The sequence below is a fragment of the Gluconobacter sphaericus NBRC 12467 genome (assembly GCF_006539125.1).
In the GTDB taxonomy this organism is placed as follows: domain Bacteria; phylum Pseudomonadota; class Alphaproteobacteria; order Acetobacterales; family Acetobacteraceae; genus Gluconobacter; species Gluconobacter sphaericus.
The window spans coordinates 1-17,540 of the sequence record NZ_BJMK01000010.1 but is presented as its reverse complement, the minus strand read 5'-3'; the positions used below and the strand labels follow the sequence as shown (position 1 = coordinate 17,540).

18 protein-coding genes are annotated in these 17,540 nt (G+C 54.5%); 16 read left to right on the top strand and 2 right to left on the bottom strand.

Features of this window, described 5'->3' with window-relative positions:
* The first annotated feature begins 242 nt into the window (after positions 1–242).
* Positions 243–1,289, top strand: coding sequence for a YihY/virulence factor BrkB family protein (locus GSP01_RS08405; RefSeq protein WP_141352625.1), 1,047 nt, complete (start codon positions 243–245; stop codon positions 1,287–1,289).
* 25 nt (positions 1,290–1,314) lie between these two features.
* Here GSP01_RS08405 and GSP01_RS08400 read toward each other — a convergent pair whose 3' ends face one another.
* Positions 1,315–1,959, bottom strand: coding sequence for a septal ring lytic transglycosylase RlpA family protein (locus GSP01_RS08400; RefSeq protein ID WP_141352623.1), 645 nt, complete (start codon positions 1,957–1,959; stop codon positions 1,315–1,317).
* A 153-nt stretch (positions 1,960–2,112) separates the two neighbouring features.
* Here GSP01_RS08400 and aroQ point away from each other — a divergent pair, with 153 nt between their 5' ends.
* Genes aroQ through GSP01_RS08380 form a run of 4 tightly spaced genes read left to right on the top strand, consistent with a single transcriptional unit; the run spans position 2,113 to position 4,950 of the window.
* A complete protein-coding gene (gene aroQ / locus GSP01_RS08395) occupies positions 2,113–2,562 on the top strand; it encodes a type II 3-dehydroquinate dehydratase (RefSeq protein ID WP_041112562.1) in 450 nt (149 codons plus the stop codon).
* Positions 2,559–3,014 (top strand): acetyl-CoA carboxylase biotin carboxyl carrier protein, encoded by a 456-nt coding sequence (locus GSP01_RS08390; RefSeq protein ID WP_141352621.1) that lies wholly within the window; start codon positions 2,559–2,561, stop codon positions 3,012–3,014. The genes aroQ and GSP01_RS08390 overlap by 4 nt, the downstream gene beginning before the upstream one ends.
* Positions 3,014–4,366, top strand: coding sequence for an acetyl-CoA carboxylase biotin carboxylase subunit (gene accC / locus GSP01_RS08385; protein ID WP_141352619.1), 1,353 nt, complete (start codon positions 3,014–3,016; stop codon positions 4,364–4,366). Before GSP01_RS08390 ends, accC begins: the two co-directional genes overlap by 1 nt.
* A gap of 14 nt (positions 4,367–4,380) precedes the next feature.
* The gene (locus GSP01_RS08380) at positions 4,381–4,950 is read left to right on the top strand and encodes an NIPSNAP family protein (protein ID WP_141352617.1); all 570 of its coding nucleotides are present in this window, start codon (positions 4,381–4,383) and stop codon (positions 4,948–4,950) included.
* A gap of 84 nt (positions 4,951–5,034) precedes the next feature.
* Here GSP01_RS08380 and GSP01_RS08375 read toward each other — a convergent pair whose 3' ends face one another.
* Positions 5,035–5,724 (bottom strand): YfdX family protein, encoded by a 690-nt coding sequence (locus tag GSP01_RS08375; protein ID WP_141352615.1) that lies wholly within the window; start codon positions 5,722–5,724, stop codon positions 5,035–5,037.
* A 412-nt stretch (positions 5,725–6,136) separates the two neighbouring features.
* Between GSP01_RS08375 and edd the strand changes: the two genes are divergently transcribed.
* From edd to fliN, 11 genes are all read left to right on the top strand, one after another.
* Positions 6,137–7,984 (top strand): phosphogluconate dehydratase, encoded by a 1,848-nt coding sequence (edd, locus tag GSP01_RS08370; protein WP_141352613.1) that lies wholly within the window; start codon positions 6,137–6,139, stop codon positions 7,982–7,984.
* A gap of 12 nt (positions 7,985–7,996) precedes the next feature.
* A complete protein-coding gene (gene eda / locus GSP01_RS08365) occupies positions 7,997–8,620 on the top strand; it encodes a bifunctional 4-hydroxy-2-oxoglutarate aldolase/2-dehydro-3-deoxy-phosphogluconate aldolase (RefSeq protein ID WP_141352611.1) in 624 nt (207 codons plus the stop codon).
* Between the two features lie 103 nt (positions 8,621–8,723).
* On the top strand, positions 8,724–9,287 hold the full coding sequence (locus GSP01_RS08360; RefSeq protein WP_141352609.1) for a metal-dependent hydrolase: 564 nt from the start codon (positions 8,724–8,726) through the stop codon (positions 9,285–9,287).
* A complete protein-coding gene (gene purH, locus GSP01_RS08355; RefSeq protein ID WP_141352607.1) occupies positions 9,284–10,861 on the top strand; it encodes a bifunctional phosphoribosylaminoimidazolecarboxamide formyltransferase/IMP cyclohydrolase in 1,578 nt (525 codons plus the stop codon). Before GSP01_RS08360 ends, purH begins: the two co-directional genes overlap by 4 nt.
* Positions 10,858–11,208 (top strand): hypothetical protein, encoded by a 351-nt coding sequence (locus GSP01_RS08350; protein WP_141352605.1) that lies wholly within the window; start codon positions 10,858–10,860, stop codon positions 11,206–11,208. Before purH ends, GSP01_RS08350 begins: the two co-directional genes overlap by 4 nt.
* A 211-nt stretch (positions 11,209–11,419) precedes the next feature.
* A complete protein-coding gene (locus tag GSP01_RS08345) occupies positions 11,420–12,748 on the top strand; it encodes a flagellar hook-length control protein FliK (RefSeq protein WP_141352603.1) in 1,329 nt (442 codons plus the stop codon).
* A gap of 15 nt (positions 12,749–12,763) precedes the next feature.
* Positions 12,764–13,504 (top strand): flagellar hook assembly protein FlgD, encoded by a 741-nt coding sequence (locus GSP01_RS08340; RefSeq protein ID WP_141352601.1) that lies wholly within the window; start codon positions 12,764–12,766, stop codon positions 13,502–13,504.
* A gap of 175 nt (positions 13,505–13,679) precedes the next feature.
* Positions 13,680–15,359: a flagellar basal-body MS-ring/collar protein FliF gene (gene fliF / locus GSP01_RS08335; RefSeq protein WP_141352599.1), complete on the top strand. Its 1,680-nt coding sequence runs from the start codon at positions 13,680–13,682 to the stop codon at positions 15,357–15,359.
* Complete coding sequence (locus tag GSP01_RS08330) at positions 15,356–16,366, top strand: flagellar motor switch protein FliG (RefSeq protein WP_167495504.1); 1,011 nt, start codon at positions 15,356–15,358, stop codon at positions 16,364–16,366. Before fliF ends, GSP01_RS08330 begins: the two co-directional genes overlap by 4 nt.
* A complete protein-coding gene (locus GSP01_RS08325) occupies positions 16,366–17,016 on the top strand; it encodes a hypothetical protein (protein ID WP_141352597.1) in 651 nt (216 codons plus the stop codon). Before GSP01_RS08330 ends, GSP01_RS08325 begins: the two co-directional genes overlap by 1 nt.
* A 9-nt stretch (positions 17,017–17,025) precedes the next feature.
* Complete coding sequence (fliN, locus tag GSP01_RS08320) at positions 17,026–17,343, top strand: flagellar motor switch protein FliN (RefSeq protein ID WP_141352595.1); 318 nt, start codon at positions 17,026–17,028, stop codon at positions 17,341–17,343.
* The last annotated feature ends 197 nt before the right edge of the window (positions 17,344–17,540 follow it).

The following is a 17,540-nucleotide window of genomic DNA, read 5'->3' as shown; positions in this document are numbered from 1 at the left end:
TTGCTGCGTGAGGGCGGGATATGAGACCAAATCGCCTGTCACGCAACCGATAATTTTGCATTGTGATGGTTTTGCCAATATTGGTGAATTGAATCAGGGCGAATTCGGAACGCTGAAGGCATCTTCCGCGTCTGTACTGGCTCATGTCGTTCAATATGGACGTTCGTTACGGACAGTCCGGTAAATAGCGGCAAAGATGCCAAGACTGCTGCCCTAACAGGAAACTGCCGAGGACACCCTGCGTGAGCTTGACACCCGAATCTGCGCCTCTCTCCGGCTCCCGAACCGGGTCGGAACATGCCGTACCTTCGGAATCCGGACCCGAATCTGCTGTAGCAGGCACGACTGATTCGGATGCCGCATCGTCTCCGGACCGGCTACATCATGCGGCCTGGCGCGTCATCGCGAAGCATCTGTTTGCTGAAGTGGGCTCAAGCCAGACATCGCTGTCGGCTGCGGGATGCGCCTTTTACGCCACGCTCTCCCTTTTTCCGGCCATTTCCAGCCTGATTTCCCTATATGGTCTGGCGTTTGACCTGCAGACAGTTGAGCCGCAGCTCGAAGTCCTCCGCGATCTCCTGCCGCCCTCAGCTTACACTCTGATCGGGGATCGGATTCACGAACTGATTTCCCAGCCTCATTCGTCGCTAACGATCGGGCTGATCTTCTCGCTCGCAGTCGCCCTGTGGTCGGCTTCGGCAAGCACGAAGTCGGTCCTTTCCGCGCTCAACATGGCTTATAATGCGCAGGAAACCAGGAGCTTCCTGAAGTTCCAGGCCATCGCACTATCCACTACGTTGACGGCCATTCTGGGGGCTGCGCTGACACTGGCCCTGATGGTGGCTGCACCGGCACTGGTGGATTACCTGCCGCGTCATGTCAGTTTCCTGAGCGATCCGCCATTTCCGGTTGATCTGCTGCTCTCTTACGGCGCGCCGATGGTCGTGCACACGCTTGCACCGCTGTTGATGCTGCTGTTTGTTTTTATCGCCGTGACGCTGCTCTACCGCTTTGCCCCCTGCCGCGTGCATACACAGTGGCGCTGGATTTTTCCGGGTTCGGCACTCGCGACCATCCTGTGGGTCATCACGTCGCTGGGTTTCTCATGGTATGTCGCGCATTTCGCGAGCTACGGCGCAACCTACGGGCCACTTGGTGCCGTGGCTGCCATCATGATGTGGCTTTTCGTGAGCGCGTATGTGGTGCTGTTCGGGGCGGAGTTGAATGCCAGCCTCGAAGCCCGGGCCGGTCAGAGTCAGGAAGTGCCTCCTCAGCCCGGAGCTGCCTGACAGTAAGGTCAGGCAGCCGTAAAGATCAGTGGTGGTGCGGCGTACGGTGTGTGTCGCTGCCCTGTGAGACGGGGGCGATGCTGGTTCCCGCCGCCTGAATGGCCTGTGCGCTCGTGTCCGACGGATCGGCCTCGGCTACTTCCGGCTCCGTGGCGGGATGCAGGGGCGGCGCAATATCCGTCATCTTCGCAATTGTGACATGAGCCGTGCCTGCGCCGAGCATGCCGATCTTTGCAGCAGCGGCATGGGACAGGTCAATGATGCGGCTGTTGAAAGGCCCACGGTCATTGACCGTCACTACGACGGAGCGTCCCGTATCCTGCGATGTCACGAGAAGCTTCGTGCCGAGAGGCAGGGAAGGGTGCGCTGCTGTCAGATCGTTGGTGTTGAATGTCGTCCCGCTGGCCGTGCGTCGTCCATGAAAATGCCGTCCATACCAGCTCGCCATGCCATGCTGGGACCAGACGTGAGCGGCCTGGTGGGCACGGTTTGCAAGTGCGGCCCGAACGGAGTCTGCCCAGCTCGTCTTCGGCGTTCCAATCACGGCAGAATCGTCGCTCGCGTGAGCGGCGTGATGACTGGCCAGCCCGGCAAGCGCCACGGCGAACGTCATGCTGCGCAGGGGAATACAACGTGAGGGATTGCGAAGGACAGACAGATCAAAGCGCACTATATCAGGTTCTTCTCCAGTGGACGGGGCGGGCTCAGATCGCACCAGATAGCACAAAAATGCGGCCCTGTCCCTTTTTGGATACCCTGAAGACGGCAGCAATAGGGCAATGACGCTTTCATGACAGCTCCGAAAGTGCTATCGCGCGGCCAGATGAAACGCCCTCTGATCACCGTTCTCAACGGTCCGAATCTCAATATGCTGGGTCTTCGACAGCCCGGAATCTATGGTCACGCCACGCTCGATGATGTCGAGCAGGTGTGCATTCAGGCTGCCGAACGGCTTGATGTCGCCATTGATTTCCGCCAGACGAACGGAGAGGGTGAGCTTGTGTCCTGGGTTCAGGAATGTCGCGGCCGTGCAGACGGAATCGTGATCAATCCCGCAGCTTATGGACACACCTCGATTGCCCTGCTCGACGCGCTTCTGGCCGTCGAGCTGCCAGTGGTCGAGGTTCATATTTCCAATATTCATCGCAGGGAGCCGTTCCGTCATCACACTTACGTCTCGCAGGCCGCCATCGGCGTGATCTGTGGCCTCGGCGTCAGGGGATATGCGCACGCGCTTCAGGCAATAACCGACATGATCGAAGACGAAGGATGAGCCGTATGCTCGTGGACAAGGATGCCATCCGGGCATTGGCCGATATTCTGACACAGACCGGCCTGACCGAAATCGAGATTTCCGAAGCGGACAGCCGTATCCGCGTGGCCCGCAACGTCAATGTGGTTCAGGCTGCTGCTCCGGTTCAGGCCGCTGCGGCACCCGCTGCCCCGGCTGTTGTCGCCGCTGTTGCGGCTCCGGCTGATCCGGCCAAGCACCCGGGTATGGTGCCGAGCCCAATGGTTGGTGTTGCCTATCTGACACCCGATCCGGCCTCTCCGCCGTTCGCCGTCGAAGGCCAGACGGTGACTGCGGGTCAGACGATCATGCTCATCGAAGCCATGAAGACCTTCAACCAGATCAAGGCCCCCCGTGCCGGTACGCTGACGAAGTTCCTTGTTGAATCCGGTCAGCCGGTCGAGTTCGGCGAAGCTCTGGCGATCATCGAGTAATGATTTCCAAGGTCCTCATTGCCAACCGGGGTGAGATCGCGCTGCGGATCCAGCGCGCCTGCCGCGAGATGGGCATCAAAACCGTTGCCGTGCATTCGACGGCAGACGCCGATGCGATGCATGTGCGCCTTGCGGACGAAGCCGTCTGCATCGGTCCGCCGAGTGCGCGCGATTCCTATCTGAATGTTGCCGCCATCCTTTCGGCTGCGATGATCACGGGAGCAGACGCCATTCATCCCGGCTATGGCTTTCTGTCGGAAAATGCCGAATTTGCTGAGACCGTAGAAGAACACGGTCTTGTCTTCATCGGTCCGACCGCCGAGCATATCCGCACGATGGGCGACAAGATTGCCGCCAAGACGACCATGCGCGCGCTCGGCGTGCCGCTGGTGCCGGGGTCCGATGGCGGTCTGGCGGACTTGCAGGCCGCGCGTGAAGTTGCGGACAAGGTCGGCTATCCGGTCCTCATCAAGGCTGCTGCCGGTGGTGGCGGACGTGGGATGAAGGTCGCGATGACGGCGGACGACATCGAGGAAGCCTGGTCGGTCGCCCGTGCCGAAGCCCGTGCCGCTTTCGGCAATGACGAGGTCTATCTCGAAAAGTATCTCAACCGTCCGCGTCATATCGAGCTTCAGATTCTTGGCGATGCGCATGGCAATGTCGTGCATTTCGGAGAGCGTGACTGTTCGCTCCAGCGCCGTCACCAGAAACTGCTGGAAGAAGCCGGTTCACCGGCCCTGACTGACGCCGAACGTGAGGAAATTGGCCGCACAGCGACCGAGGCCCTTTCGCGCATGGGCTATCGCAATGCGGGCACGCTGGAGTTCCTGTATCAGGACGGCCAGTTCTGCTTCATCGAGATGAACACGCGTCTTCAGGTCGAGCATCCGGTGACGGAGATGGTCTGCAACGTGGATCTCGTGCGTGAGCAGATCCGGATCGCCTCTGGTGAGCCGCTTGGGTACACGCAGTCGGACATCAAGATGTCCGGTCATGCGATCGAGTGCCGCATCAATGCGGAAGACCCGGAAACCTTCATGCCGAGCCCCGGTACGATCAAGGTGTTTCATGCTCCGGGTGGATTGGGCGTTCGTATGGACAGCGCGATTTACGCTGGTTATCGCATCCCGCCTTACTACGACAGCATGATCGCCAAACTGATCGTGCATGCCCCCACGCGCGCTGAAGCCATTGCCCGTATGCAGCGGGCCCTGGATGAATGCGTGGTTGACGGTGTGAAGACGGTTATTCCGCTGCACCAGAAGATTCTGGCGGACCCGTCTTTTCAGAAGGGGGATTATACGATCCACTGGCTGGAAAATTTTGTCGCTGCCCAGCAGGCAGGGAAATAAACCGGAGACAGCCCATGAGCTACGCAGAAACCATCGTTCTCGATGTCCGCATCGGACAGATGCCGCAGGTGGTTTCTGCCCTCACGGGGCGTGACGGGCTCGCCGTTTGGGTGAGTGAGATCGGTGTCCTGAACCGAGTTGTTCTTTTCCGAACAGCAGATACCTATAATGCTCTTCTGGAAGGGCGTCCGGATGTGCTTGCAGCTATTCCGGAAGAGCCTGTCCAGAATGTTGCGGTGACAAGCTGGCGCATTATTTCCCCGCTGCTTCCGGCCGGGGAGCACGGCAGCCTCTATGAATGGCGCTGTTACGATCTGAAGCTCGGACAGGTCGGAAACGTGGAAGAGGCTTTTGCCGCTGCGGTTCCGCTCCGTCTGGAGCTGTCTCCGCTGCTTTGCGGGATGATCTCGATTGAGGGAACGCCTCGGCTGGCGCATATCTGGCCGTATGCGGACATGAATGCCCGTCTGGAAATCCGGGCGCAGGCCGTGGCCACGGGTGTATGGCCGCCGAAAATCGGTAGTGGGCTGGTTAACATGGAAAATACGATTCTGCTTCCGGCAGAGGGCTCCGCTTGGAGTTGAGGCATATTGAAGAGCCAGCGCAAAAAAGCGCTGCAGGTCTGGCCTGCAGCGCTTTTTTTTGTCTGAGGGCTGGGCCCTTGAAGATTACTTAGTGGCAGCTGCCGGAGCCGCGGTGGCCGGGGCCTGTGATTCGACAGCGCTTTCGGAGACGAAGATCACCGAATCCAGAGCCTGAGTCAGCGCATCAACAGCGTCCTGCGGATGATGGCCTTCTGTGAACACGGTCGCACGGTAGACTGCGCCTTGGACCGGCGTGATAGGAGCAAGCGCCAGAATGAAGTCTGCATCTTCGCCGACAACCTTCATGGTTTCAGCGGCCTGATCCGTGTTGCCGGATTTCAGCTGCGCATTGGCCGAGGCAATAGCCGTCTTCTTTTCGGGAGCAAGAGTTTCATTCACGATGAACTCACCGCCAACTGGAAGCCAGTCGGTTTGTCCCACAACAGGCTGATGGTTTGTTGCCACGGGGTGTTGCGGGGCGGGGTGCAGATCGCTTTCGGCGGCCTGAAACTTCTTGTCAGCCTTTTCAGCAGCGGCGAGGCGCTTCTGGGCATCATAAAGTGCCGGAATGGCCGCCTCGGTCTTGCCGCCTGTCTGCAGGATGTCACGGGCGTTCATGATGTCCTGAAAGGCGCGCTGACCATCAGCGGAAAGGTGATGAAAAGCCCGGTGTGCCTTGAACTGCTCCCAATGTGAGTGAAGTGAAGCGGCGCCGGCCAGGGGTGTTGCGCAGAGAAGGGTTGAAATCGCAGCCATGGCGGGAATGAATTTCATGATATCGTCTCCGTGAATATTCGCTTCTGACTCTTATGGGTATTTCATGGGGACAGATCGAGCAAATTACCGATCATTTAGTGACAGTAGGTCTTTCCGGTTTTTTTTGTCGACGCTTCTAGTTTTGTACGTCAATTTCTGTGCGGGGCTGAAGGAGATTTCTGAAAACCGGAATTAACACATCTCATTCGCATTGTTGCTGTGGTGATGTTATTTTTGGAACTAAGATGCCATATGGAATGATTCCTTGAAATAAAAATGAGAATATTAAGGTTTTCATTTGCGGATGGCTTGCTCTGGGGAAGGGCTTTCCGTATGTACGATGGTTCAATCACGATACCGTGCTTTGCGCCGGAAAGTCGGCCTTTCCTGAACGCATTGCAGGCATCAGCCGAGTAGCGAGTATTTCCAGATGTCTCTGAATTCCGTCGTCGAGAGCGTGACTGCCCGTATCATCGAGCGTTCGAAAGTCTCCCGTCGCCGGTATCTCGCCCTGATGGAGCGCAATCGTGCCAAAGGTGTGCTACGGCCCAAGCTAGCCTGCGGGAATCTGGCTCATGCCATCGCAGCATCAAGCTCCGATAAGTCGGAACTGATGCGTCCCACCGGCACCAATATCGGCATAATTACGACTTATAATGATATGCTCTCGGCACATCAGCCTTATGGTCGTTATCCCGAGCAGATCAAGCTGTTTGCCCGCGAAGTCGGCGCGACGGCCCAGGTTGCAGGCGGCGCGCCGGCCATGTGTGACGGCGTGACGCAGGGGCAAGAGGGGATGGAGCTGTCCCTGTTCTCCCGTGACGTGATTGCCATGTCCACGGCGGTTGGTCTGAGCCATGGTATGTTCGAAAGTGTGGCGCTGCTCGGGATCTGCGACAAGATCGTACCGGGGCTTTTGATGGGCGCCCTGCGCTTTGGCCATCTGCCAACCATGCTGATCCCGGCTGGTCCGATGCCGTCCGGCCTTCCGAACAAGGAAAAGCAGCGCATCCGCCAGCTCTATGTTCAGGGCAAGGTCGGACAGGCTGAACTGATGGAAGCGGAAAACGCCTCCTATCACAGCGCGGGAACCTGCACGTTCTATGGAACGGCCAATACGAACCAGATGATGGTCGAAATCATGGGTCTGATGATGCCGGATTCGGCGTTCATCAACCCCAATACAAAGCTGCGTCAGGCTATGACCCGCTCGGGGATTCATCGCCTCGCGGAAATCGGTCTGAACGGCGAGGATGTCCGTCCGCTCGCCCATTGCGTGGATGAAAGGGCTATCGTGAACGCGGCCGTTGGGCTGTTGGCGACGGGTGGTTCCACCAACCATTCGATCCATCTTCCGGCTATTGCCCGGGCCGCTGGTATTCTGATCGACTGGGAAGACATCAGCCGTCTGTCGTCCGCGGTGCCGCTGATTAGCCGTGTTTATCCGAGCGGTTCCGAGGACGTGAACGCGTTCAACCGCGTGGGTGGTATGCCGACCGTGATTGCTGAACTGACGCGCGCCGGCATGTTGCACAAGGACATCCTGACGGTCTCGCGTGGTGGTTTCTCTGATTATGCCCGTCGCGCCTCGCTTGAAGGCGACGAGCTTGTTTACAGCCACGCAAAGCCGTCCACGGACACCGATATCCTGCGTGATGTGGCTACGCCTTTCCGTCCAGATGGCGGTATGCGCTTGATGACTGGTAACCTAGGGCGCGCGATTTACAAGAGCAGCGCTATTGCGCCTGAACATCTGACTGTTGAAGCGCCGGCACGGGTTTTCCAGGACCAGCAAGACGTCATCACGGCCTATCAGAACGGTGAACTGGAGCGCGATGTTGTTGTGGTCGTCCGGTTCCAGGGGCCAGAAGCCAATGGTATGCCGGAGCTTCACAAGCTGACCCCGGCGCTGGGTGTTCTTCAGGATCGCGGATTTAAGGTTGCTCTGCTGACGGATGGACGCATGTCCGGCGCGAGCGGCAAGGTGCCAGCAGCCATTCACGTTGGCCCCGAAGCGCAGGTTGGGGGGGCGATCGCCCGTGTGCGGGACGGCGACATGATCCGTGTCTGCGCCGCAACGGGGCAGATCGAGGCTCTGGTGGATGCCGCCGAGTGGGAGAGCCGCAAGCCGGTTTCTCCGCCGCTCCCGGCGTTGGGAACGGGCCGCGAACTGTTCGCGCTGATGCGTTCGGTGCATGATCCGGCCGAGGCCGGCGGATCCGCGATGCTGGCTCAGATGTATCGCGTGACCGAAGCTGTTGGCGATGACATTCACTAAGGAAGAGTTTTGATGATCGATACTGCCAAACTCGACGCCGTCATGAACCGCTGTCCGGTCATGCCGGTGCTGGTGGTCAATGACGTGGCGCAGGCCCGCCCTATGGCCGAAGCACTGGTGGCCGGTGGACTGTCCACACTAGAAGTTACACTGCGGACCCCCTGCGCCCTTGAAGTCATTGAAGAAATGTCGAAAGTACCGGGCGCACTGGTAGGTGCCGGTACGGTGTTGAATCCGTCCGATATGGACCGTGCCGTTAAGGCGGGTGCACGCTTCATCGTCAGCCCCGGTCTGACCGAGGCGCTGGCAAAGGCGTCGGTCGAGCATGATGTCCCGTTCCTGCCGGGTGTGGCGAATGCGGGCGACATTATGCGTGGTCTGGATCTGGGTCTGTCGCGTTTCAAGTTCTTCCCGGCCGTGACGAATGGCGGCATTCCTGCGCTCAAGAGTTTGGCCAGTGTGTTCGGTAGCAATATCCGCTTCTGTCCTACGGGCGGCATTACGGAAGAGAGCGCACCGGACTGGTTGGCGCTGCCGTCCGTAGCTTGTGTCGGTGGGTCCTGGGTGACGGCCGGCACATTCGATGCGGACAAGGTCCGTCAGCGCGCCACGGCTGCGGCACTCTTTACGGTCTGATTTTCGAAGTGTTTTGCGGATGCCGTCAGAATGTTGCGGCGTCCGTGAACGTTTTGTGAACAAAAAGTTTGCGGGGCACGTCGAAGCAGACCATATAGGGCGCGTGACCGGACGTTCCCATCTGCTGATTGGCGGCTTTGCCGTGCTGTGCGCAATGCGCTGGCACATCTTGTCGCCTGAACCGCTCTCCGTCTGTACGGGACTGCTTGGCAGTCTTTTGCCAGACATCGATACCGAACGCTCCATGCTCGGTAGTCGACTGAAATTCCTCTCCCGCTTTCTGGCAAAGGCCTTTGGTCATCGTGGTCTCACGCATTCAGGGGTGATGTTGCTTTTGGCCGCGGTCGTGCTGAAAGGGTTGATGGGGCCCGAAAGCCTGCGTGGCCCCTGGGGGGCGCTTCTGCTGGGGGCAGGGACGCATATCGCGGCTGACCTTCCGACAGGCGGGTGTCAGCTCTTCGCGCCTCTCAGCCGTTCGCGCCTCTCGCTCTGGCCTTATGTCCGGACTGGCGGGATCGGAGAAATCATGCTTCTTGTGCCCATTCTCTGCCTTCTGGGTTGGGCAGGAGTTTCCGGTAATGGCTCTGTTCCGGGTCATGTTCCTCCCACTGCGCATCACGCTCGGTTGCGCAGACATGTTTTGAAGGATATTTCATTCTCATCATGACTGAGACCCGACTCCCCGTCCGTCGCGCCCTCCTCTCCGTTTCTGACAAAACGGGACTGATCGAACTGGGGCGTGCGCTAGCCGCCCACGGTGCGGAACTGCTTTCGACGGGAGGCTCTGCGAAGACCCTTCGTGAAGCGGGTCTGACAGTCAAAGATGTCTCGGAGCATACCGGTTTTCCTGAAATTTTGGACGGCCGGGTCAAGACCCTCGTCCCACAGGTGCATGGTGGCATCCTTGGACGCCGCGACCTACCGACACATATCGCACAGATGGCGGAACATGGCATTGCGCCGATCGACCTAGTCTGTGTGAACCTCTATCCTTTTGCCGCAACCGTCGCGTCCGGGGCAGGGGACGAGGACTGTATCGAGAACATCGATATCGGCGGCCCGGCCATGATCCGCGCTGCTGCGAAGAACTTCGATCACGTCACGATCCTGACGGATTCGCGTCAGTATGCGGCTGTCGTCGCCTCACTGGAACAGGGCGGCACGCTTCTGACGGAGCGCCGCGATTACGCTGCTTCCGCCTATGCGCATACGGCTGCCTATGACAGCATGATTTCCCGCTGGTTCGCTAAACAGGCCGGTGAGATCCTGCCTCCCGTTCTGACGCTGAGCGGCACCCGCGATGATCTGCTGCGCTATGGCGAGAACCCGCACCAGAAAGCCGCCTTCTATCGTGACGGCAGTCAGCGTCCGGGCGTTGCAAGCGCACGTCAGGTTCAGGGTAAGGCCCTGAGCTACAACAATATCAATGACACGGACGCTGCATTCGAAGCCGTAGCCGAGTTCGACGAACCGACGGTCGTGATCGTCAAGCATGCCAATCCGTGTGGCGTGGCTTCTGCTACCACTCTGGAACAGGCCTGGATCGCGGCTCTGCGTTGTGATCCTGTCTCGGCCTTCGGCGGCATCGTTGCAGTCAACCGGACGCTGAATGGTGCCACAGCTCAGAGGATCAGCAAGATCTTCACCGAAGTGATCGTGGCTCCGGATGCCGATGCGGAAGCGATCGAGGTCCTGTCGCGCAAGAAGAATCTGCGTCTGCTGCTGACGCAGGGCGTGCCGGATCCGGCTGCAGAAGGGCTGGCGTTCCGCTCCGTTGCGGGCGGTTTCTTGGCTCAGACCCGTGATGCGGGTCGTGTGACGGAAGCCGATCTGCAGGTCGTGACTAAACGCGCACCGACGGCTCAGGAAATGAAGGACCTGCTGTTTGCGTTCCGTGTCGCAAAACATGTGAAGTCAAACGCTGTCATCTATGTCCGCAACGGGGCAACGGTTGGTATTGGTGCCGGGCAGATGTCCCGAGTGGATAGCGCGCGTATTGCCGCGCGCAAGAGCGAGGACGCTGCGAACGAAGCGGGAGAAGGCGCACCTCTGACGACTGGTTCGGTTGCGGCTTCCGACGCCTTCTTCCCTTTCGCTGACGGTCTTGAGAGCGTTGTTGCGGCGGGCGCTGTGGCTGTCATTCAGCCAGGCGGCTCCATTCGTGATCAGGAGGTGATCGATGCGGCAGATGCTGCCGGGATCGCCATGGTATTCACTGGCATGAGGCATTTCCGACATTGAAAAAATTCGCTTTCGCCAGCTTTGTCCTGGCTATGTCCGTCTCCGCAGCCGAGGCAGCTCCCTGCGTCTATGACATGACGCCGCTGCCCGTCACGCAGGGGATTGTCTCCGGCATCGCGCCTACGGGCGTGAAATTGCGCGATGGAACCACGATCATTCTGCCAGAGGAATTTCTGGCAGGTGTCCGGTTGAACCGGAGACTGGCTGTCAGAGGTCTGGTCTCTACAACGACGCATACAGTGCAGGCGTTCGCTCTGGAAGGTAACCCTCCTGTATGCCCCAGCGCACCCACAATTCCGCGCGGACCTTTTGCAGGATCCCCTGCTTATGATGCGATTCATCCCTGAGTTCTAAGGTGTCCCCAGCTTCATGTTTCTGAAGGGATGAGCCGTTCAGTTCTGTAATTGCTGACATGTGCTCTAACGCGCTCGAGAAAGCCTGAAAAAAGCTTTTCTCGAGCGCGTATGCTTTTGGGGCTGTTAAACGCTTTCTTTACTGTTCCTGTGCCAACAGTTTCTCCGGGTTTCCCATTGTTAGCGGAACCGGAGGCACACAGTTTTGTCACATGTCACGACATCCGCAGTTGTAACGACAACGGGGGCAGGACGGCTCGAAACTCTGCCGCAAACCCAACTGGCATCGAATGAGCGTTTTCGCGATTTTCTGGCAAGCTATGTGCACCAAAAAACCTCTGCGCATGCAGATGATAGCCAGAGAACTTCAACAGGAAAGCCGCGCGTCATAAAGGCTGCGGTATCTCCTCCCGGGGAGAAGAGTCAAACCCAGCTTCAAAAAACCAGCTCTGAAATGGCTGCCGCCACGAAGCGCCACGAAGCAGCAAGCTCGCAGCCGTATTTTATTTCTGCAAAGCAGGTCAGTATAAGCGCTAAGAATACAGTATCGTCTTCTGCCGCTCAAAAGAGCGCCGTGGCAGATCATAAGGGACAGTCTCAAAAAAACGTTGGGGATGGACACCAGAAGACGTCTCAAGCGAATGTCCCGAAGAACAGTGACAAATATTCGGCTGCTGACAGGCAGAAGGCAGAAAAGCCTACCCTGATGCAGGGTGAGGGGGGTGACGCGGCTGATGGTCACTCAACGGAAACTGCATCCCCACAGGACAATATCCCTGTTGCCGGATCGAACGTCTCTGCTGCAGAAGATGCGGCGCCGAAAGACCATCCGTCATTAGCTGACACCACACAGTCAAATTCAGAAACGGGTGGGATCGAAGCATCCCCTCAAAAAGAGACCATCTTTTCAGCAGAGAAACAGGATATTGTGGAAGTAAAAGGAAGCATTGTCTCGAATGTGACGACTGCAGCACAGAGCGTTCCAGTATTTCAACTGGACTCTGTATCCGCGTTGAAAACCTCGACCGATTCAGCCGTCGAGGCGTCTCATGTCGCTCAGTCAGAGAATGCTTCAGAGACGGCGGACAATAATGAACAGCTCTCCCGTCATGACGAGCAGCAGCCTTTGCTCTATCAGAAGAACAGTAACGGGAGAACGACAACTCATATTGAAATGAATGTCGGTCACCACGAAAAAGTCCATGTGGAAATTGGTGAAACGATTGCCATGGAACAGCGGATTCACATCAATACCGACAATCCGAAAGTCTACCAGTCTCTCAAAGACGACCGCGATACATTGCTCGCAAGTCTGGCGCAGAGTTCCGTTTCCGTGACTGCCTCGCAGAGCATCATCCCTCCGGATATCCAGATCAGTCTTTCGCAACCCTCTTTTCTGGGCATGTCATCCCAGGATGAGCGGCAGGGAAGCAATAACAAGTCAGGAGGGGGCGCAAAGGAAACCTCATCTGCGACTGATACTCCAGCCCCTGAACGCCGGTTTCTGCGTGGCGTTGTCGATCTCACCGTCTAACATAGGATTCGAAACATGGTTTCTTCAGTTGGTACAACGACCGCCAGCACGTCGCTTCTAAGCCAGGCTATTGCCGCCGCGAAAAGCAATGCGGCGGCAAATGCAGCCGCTGCGTCTTCCAGTACTTCAACGAGTGCCAGCAGTTCGAGTAGCTCGCTCTCATCTCTGGGAGGAAATTTCAACCAGTTCCTCACGCTGCTTACAACACAGTTGCAGCATCAGGACCCCAGTAACCCAACCAGCACTGATTCCTTCACGGCCGAACTCGCTCAATTTGCTGGTGTTCAGCAGCAGGTCGAGACCAATACAAATCTGACCAGCCTGATTTCCGCGACGCAGGATAACCAGATGGCTTCAGCGGTCAGCCTGATCGGTAAGACGACAACTGCGAGCAGTTCCAGTTTGCCGCTTCAGAGCGGTTCTGCATCCCTGTCGTTTACCGCGCCGCAGGCAGAAGATGTCGCGATTGCCGTAACGGACAGTACGGGTACGGTCGTGAAATCCGAAACAGTCAACGCGTCAGCGGGAATAAATACCTGGACATGGAACGGTAAGAATAACAGTGGTACGCAGTTGAGCGATGGCGCTTATACAGTTGCTGTAGAGGGAAGCTCTACTGATGGTACCAGCGTTGCTCTTCCGACCACGATAACGGGGACTGTTACTAGTGTTTCAAAGGGAACAACGGGAGTTAATATTGATATGGGCGATGCTACCATTGACATGAGCGATCTGACCGGATTTTCGACCACCTGATTCTAGTGACTGATAATGCCCATTGTTAGGCGTGCGTTAACCTTTTTTCTCCACAATCAGCATTATCGTCAGTTGGGTTTAGGGGTTAAGGGGTCATGTGGGCAGTGCAGGAAGGTTTTTCTAAAGGGAATCGCCACGATGACGATTCACTGAAAAACTGGAGAGAGAGCAGCCGATGAAAGCGCTTCTAGTAAACCTCAAGCAGCTGGGGCTCCCCCGTCTGGCTGCTCTTGGTGGCGTTGGCGCTGCGATGCTAGTCCTGCTCGGTGTGCTTGTTCTGCATGGTGTCAACGCAACAAATGGTCTGCTCTACCGCGATCTGGAAGCGCATGAAGCGGGTGAAATAGTAGAGCAGCTTACAAAGGCCCACATTAAATATCGTCTTCAGGATCAGGGTAGCATTATTATGGTGCCTGATGATGACGTTGCACGTGCTAGATTACTTCTGGCGCAAAGCGGCCTGCCATCAGGTGGGTCTGTCGGATACGAGATATTCGACAAGGGCAACAGTTTTACCGCCACGCAATTCGAACAAACCATTAATGAAACTCGTGCACTCGAGGGCGAACTGGAACGTTCAATCCGTCTGATCCATGGTGTCCGGAATGCTAGGGTGCATCTTGTGCTGCGTCACAGAGAGCTTTTTTCAACAGACGAGCAGAATGCTCAGGCAAGCGTCCTTCTTTCAATGGATAGTGGGCGTCGGTTGGATGATGAAAGCATTGCAGCAGTCGTGAACCTGGTTTCCGCAGCGGTCCCCGGGCTGGACGCCCACAATATCTCGCTGATCGACAATCGCGGTCATGTTCTTCTCAAGCAGGGAGAAGGAAGCTCAAACGGTGGTCAGTCTGCGGAAGAACAGCGGCAATTAATTGAACAGCGGATCGCGCGTGAAGTTGAGGATCTGCTGGGCTCTTCATTGGGGCCTGGGCACGTGCGTGTAGAAGCCAACGTCACCATGAATAATGATCATGTTCGGGAAACTCAGGAAAATTATGATCCCGATCAGCAGGTTCTGCGGTCGCAACAGACCAAGACAGAAAAAAGCATCAATACCCAAGGCTCTACTAACACCACGGTGTCCAATAATCTTCCGAACGCCAATGCAGGACAGCAGCAGAATGGCAGTCAGAGCAACCGGCAGGAACAAACGAACAACTATGAGATAAGTAAGACAGTCCGGACCCTGGTTCAGGATCAGCCACGCATTGCCCGTATCAGTATGGCCGTCATGGTCGACGGTATCAGCCATTCTGATGAAAAAGGACACGCATTATGGCAGCCGCGTAATCAGGAAGAACTTGGACGAATAACTGCGTTGACAAGAAGCGCTATTGGTTTCGATCAAAGTAGAGGTGACGTAGTCACCGTAATGTCTATGAAGTTTGCGGATATGGACATGGAAATGAAGCCAGAGACTTCCGCCTGGAGTAAGTTTTTTACCCATTCAAATCAGATGGAGGCGATAAGATTTGGATTGTTCGCAGCCTGCCTGGCGATGGTTCTGTTTTTTGTCGTGCGCCCATTACTTCGGCCGATTGGGGAATCCAACTCGGGGAAATTGCTCAATTTTGCCGCTTCTGAAGCCCGCCCCCCGGCTGCCGATCTTTCTTCGCAGAGAGCTGTTTATCTGCCTGAGCAATCCGAGAGAGCAAGAACTCCAATGCTCGAGGCGGCTTATGTAAATGGTGAACCAGATGATGAAGAAACAGTATCTGTCAGTGGAGTACAGGGACTGATTAGAGCCTCTTCCGTGCAGAAAGTTGTAGATCTTGTGGAAACTCATCCATCTGAAAGTATTGCCTTGATAAGGGGGTGGTTAATTCCTTCTCAGGAAGGAGTGGCAGGGCAATGAATATAGAAAAAAATGTCTCCGGCGTACAAAAAGTGGCGATTTTGATGATGGCCTTGGGCGAAGAAAACTGTTCTCGTTTGTTTGAGCAGATGCATGAAGAGGAAATTAGAGAGATTTCATCCGTAATGGCTCAGTTGGGTATTGTTTCGTCAAATACCGTTGAAAAAGTATGCCACGAATTTAGCCAGAGTTTAGGGGCTGCTGAAGGTATAGTTGGAGATCTGGAAAGTACGGAAAAACTTCTCAAAAATGCTCTCCCCGCTAATCGTGCTGCAGCAATCATGGAAGAAATCCGTGGGCCCGCTGGACGTACAATGTGGGATAAGCTTGGTAATGTATCAGAGACAGTTCTCGCAAATTATTTAAAAAATGAATACCCACAGACTGTTGCCGTTATATTGAGTCGGATCAAACCTTCTCATGCGGCTAAGGTTTTGGTGCTTCTCCCCGAAGAATTTTCGTTAGATATCATGGTAAGAATGCTTAAAACAGGAACAATACAGAAAAATATTCTTCAAAGCGTTGAAAAAACACTAAGATCGGAATTTGTTTCAAATATTCCGCGCGGAATAAATCGGAATAGCCATGAGGTTATGGCAGAAATATTTAATAATTTTGACAGACGTATTGAAGGTAAGTTTATGAATTCTCTGGAGGGTCGGAGTCAATCTGATGCTGATCAGGTAAAAAATCTTATGTTTACTTTCGAAGAGCTTGTAAACATCTCTGGTGAAAGTTTAATAGTATTGCTGAATCAGATACCTCGGGAAAGCCTTCCGCTAGCCCTTAAAGGTTCAAGCGATAAATTGAAACAGGCGTTTTTTGCTTCTATGTCGGAGCGTGCAGGTCGTATTCTTATGGATGAAATCGAAGATTTGGGTCCTGTGCGAGTAAAAGATGTTGATTCTGCACAGAACCAAATTCTTGTGATTGCGAAAGATCTTGTAGACCGAGGCGAAATTGATCTGATTGATCAAGAACAGCCTGGAAATGAGATGATTTTTTGATGGTCCACAATTTCTTAGGAGGCAATAATGCTTCTGGAATTCTCTACGCGGAGGATTTCGATAGGGTCTTGCCGGACAGTGCAAAGAAAAATAACGATATTCCGCCGCTTATCGAGAACGAAAATATTAATACGATATCTGATGAACTTTTAGAAGAATATTATCAAAGGGGACTGCAGGAAGGAAAAATATCAGGAAAGGAATCGTTTGATAATGAAAAAATAAGCATAGAGATTTTTTATAAAAATGAAATAAAAAAAGAAATAGATAGAATATCTGATAGTATAAAAAACATAGATAAGGATATTTCTAAGCAGGCTACGTCTTTCTTTTTGAAAATGCTTGTGAATCTGTTTCCAGCGCTTTTGAAACAGTATGGAATGGAAGAATCGAAGCGAACGATCGAAAAAATTAACTCATTTATAAGTGATAAATCTCAGTTAGAATTAACTTGTTCTCAAGAGTTTTCTGAAAAAATAGAAGGGTATTTTCGAGAATCCACACAAAAAAAAATAAATATTATTGTAGATGAAGCGAAGAAAGGTGGAGATTTTAAGGTTTCTTGGGATGCAGGTCTGTTTGTGAGGAATGCAGATAAAGTTATTTCTGAAATAACGTTAGAAATTCTCTCGTTCTCTCATGAAAAATAGGAGGAAAAAATGCTGGATAAAGATGATTTCAGTCTGGAAAAAGAACAATTTTCAAAAGAAGAAATTCTAGGTGATAAAACGCCCAATGATTTGCAAGCCATTTATAACATCCCTGTTACAGTAAGCGCAGTGTTGGGTCGAGCTACAATGCCGATAAACCAATTATTGAAGCTGGGGCGGGGAGCTGTAGTGGAATTAGACCAGAAAATTGGAGATCCAATCGATATTTTTGTTAATAATCGCTTAATTGCAAGAGGTGAGGTGGTTATGGTGGATGAAACGCGTTTAGGCGTAACCATGACTGAAATCGTAAAGTCAGGAAAATAAAAAAACCACAGCGGAAGAAAAATGAATAATATAAAAAAAAGTTTCTCTTCTGAGGTGAGAAATATTTTTTCATCAAATAATATTCCTCAGAGTGTGCGTTCTCTAAAAAAATGGGTTCCTGGCTCAGATATCGGTCTTGCTCTCTCTGTCTCTGCGCTGTTGTCGATATTGATTTTGCCTCTTCCAACCTTTGTTTT

Excerpts from the sequence above, each read along its gene's own strand:
- GSP01_RS08330 (WP_167495504.1), top strand. The coding sequence starts at position 15,356 with ATGAATATAGAAAAAAATGTCTCCGGCGTACAAAAAGTGGCGATTTTG.
- GSP01_RS08390 (WP_141352621.1), top strand. The coding sequence starts at position 2,559 with ATGAGCCGTATGCTCGTGGACAAGGATGCCATCCGGGCATTGGCCGAT.
- eda (WP_141352611.1), top strand. The coding sequence starts at position 7,997 with ATGATCGATACTGCCAAACTCGACGCCGTCATGAACCGCTGTCCGGTC.
- aroQ (WP_041112562.1), top strand. The coding sequence starts at position 2,113 with ATGAAACGCCCTCTGATCACCGTTCTCAACGGTCCGAATCTCAATATG.
- GSP01_RS08375 (WP_141352615.1), bottom strand. The coding sequence starts at position 5,724 with ATGAAATTCATTCCCGCCATGGCTGCGATTTCAACCCTTCTCTGCGCA.
- fliF (WP_141352599.1), top strand. The coding sequence starts at position 13,680 with ATGAAAGCGCTTCTAGTAAACCTCAAGCAGCTGGGGCTCCCCCGTCTG.
- GSP01_RS08325 (WP_141352597.1), top strand. The coding sequence starts at position 16,366 with ATGGTCCACAATTTCTTAGGAGGCAATAATGCTTCTGGAATTCTCTAC.
- GSP01_RS08380 (WP_141352617.1), top strand. The coding sequence starts at position 4,381 with ATGAGCTACGCAGAAACCATCGTTCTCGATGTCCGCATCGGACAGATG.
- accC (WP_141352619.1), top strand. The coding sequence starts at position 3,014 with ATGATTTCCAAGGTCCTCATTGCCAACCGGGGTGAGATCGCGCTGCGG.
- purH (WP_141352607.1), top strand. The coding sequence starts at position 9,284 with ATGACTGAGACCCGACTCCCCGTCCGTCGCGCCCTCCTCTCCGTTTCT.
- fliN (WP_141352595.1), top strand. The coding sequence starts at position 17,026 with ATGCTGGATAAAGATGATTTCAGTCTGGAAAAAGAACAATTTTCAAAA.
- edd (WP_141352613.1), top strand. The coding sequence starts at position 6,137 with ATGTCTCTGAATTCCGTCGTCGAGAGCGTGACTGCCCGTATCATCGAG.
- GSP01_RS08340 (WP_141352601.1), top strand. The coding sequence starts at position 12,764 with ATGGTTTCTTCAGTTGGTACAACGACCGCCAGCACGTCGCTTCTAAGC.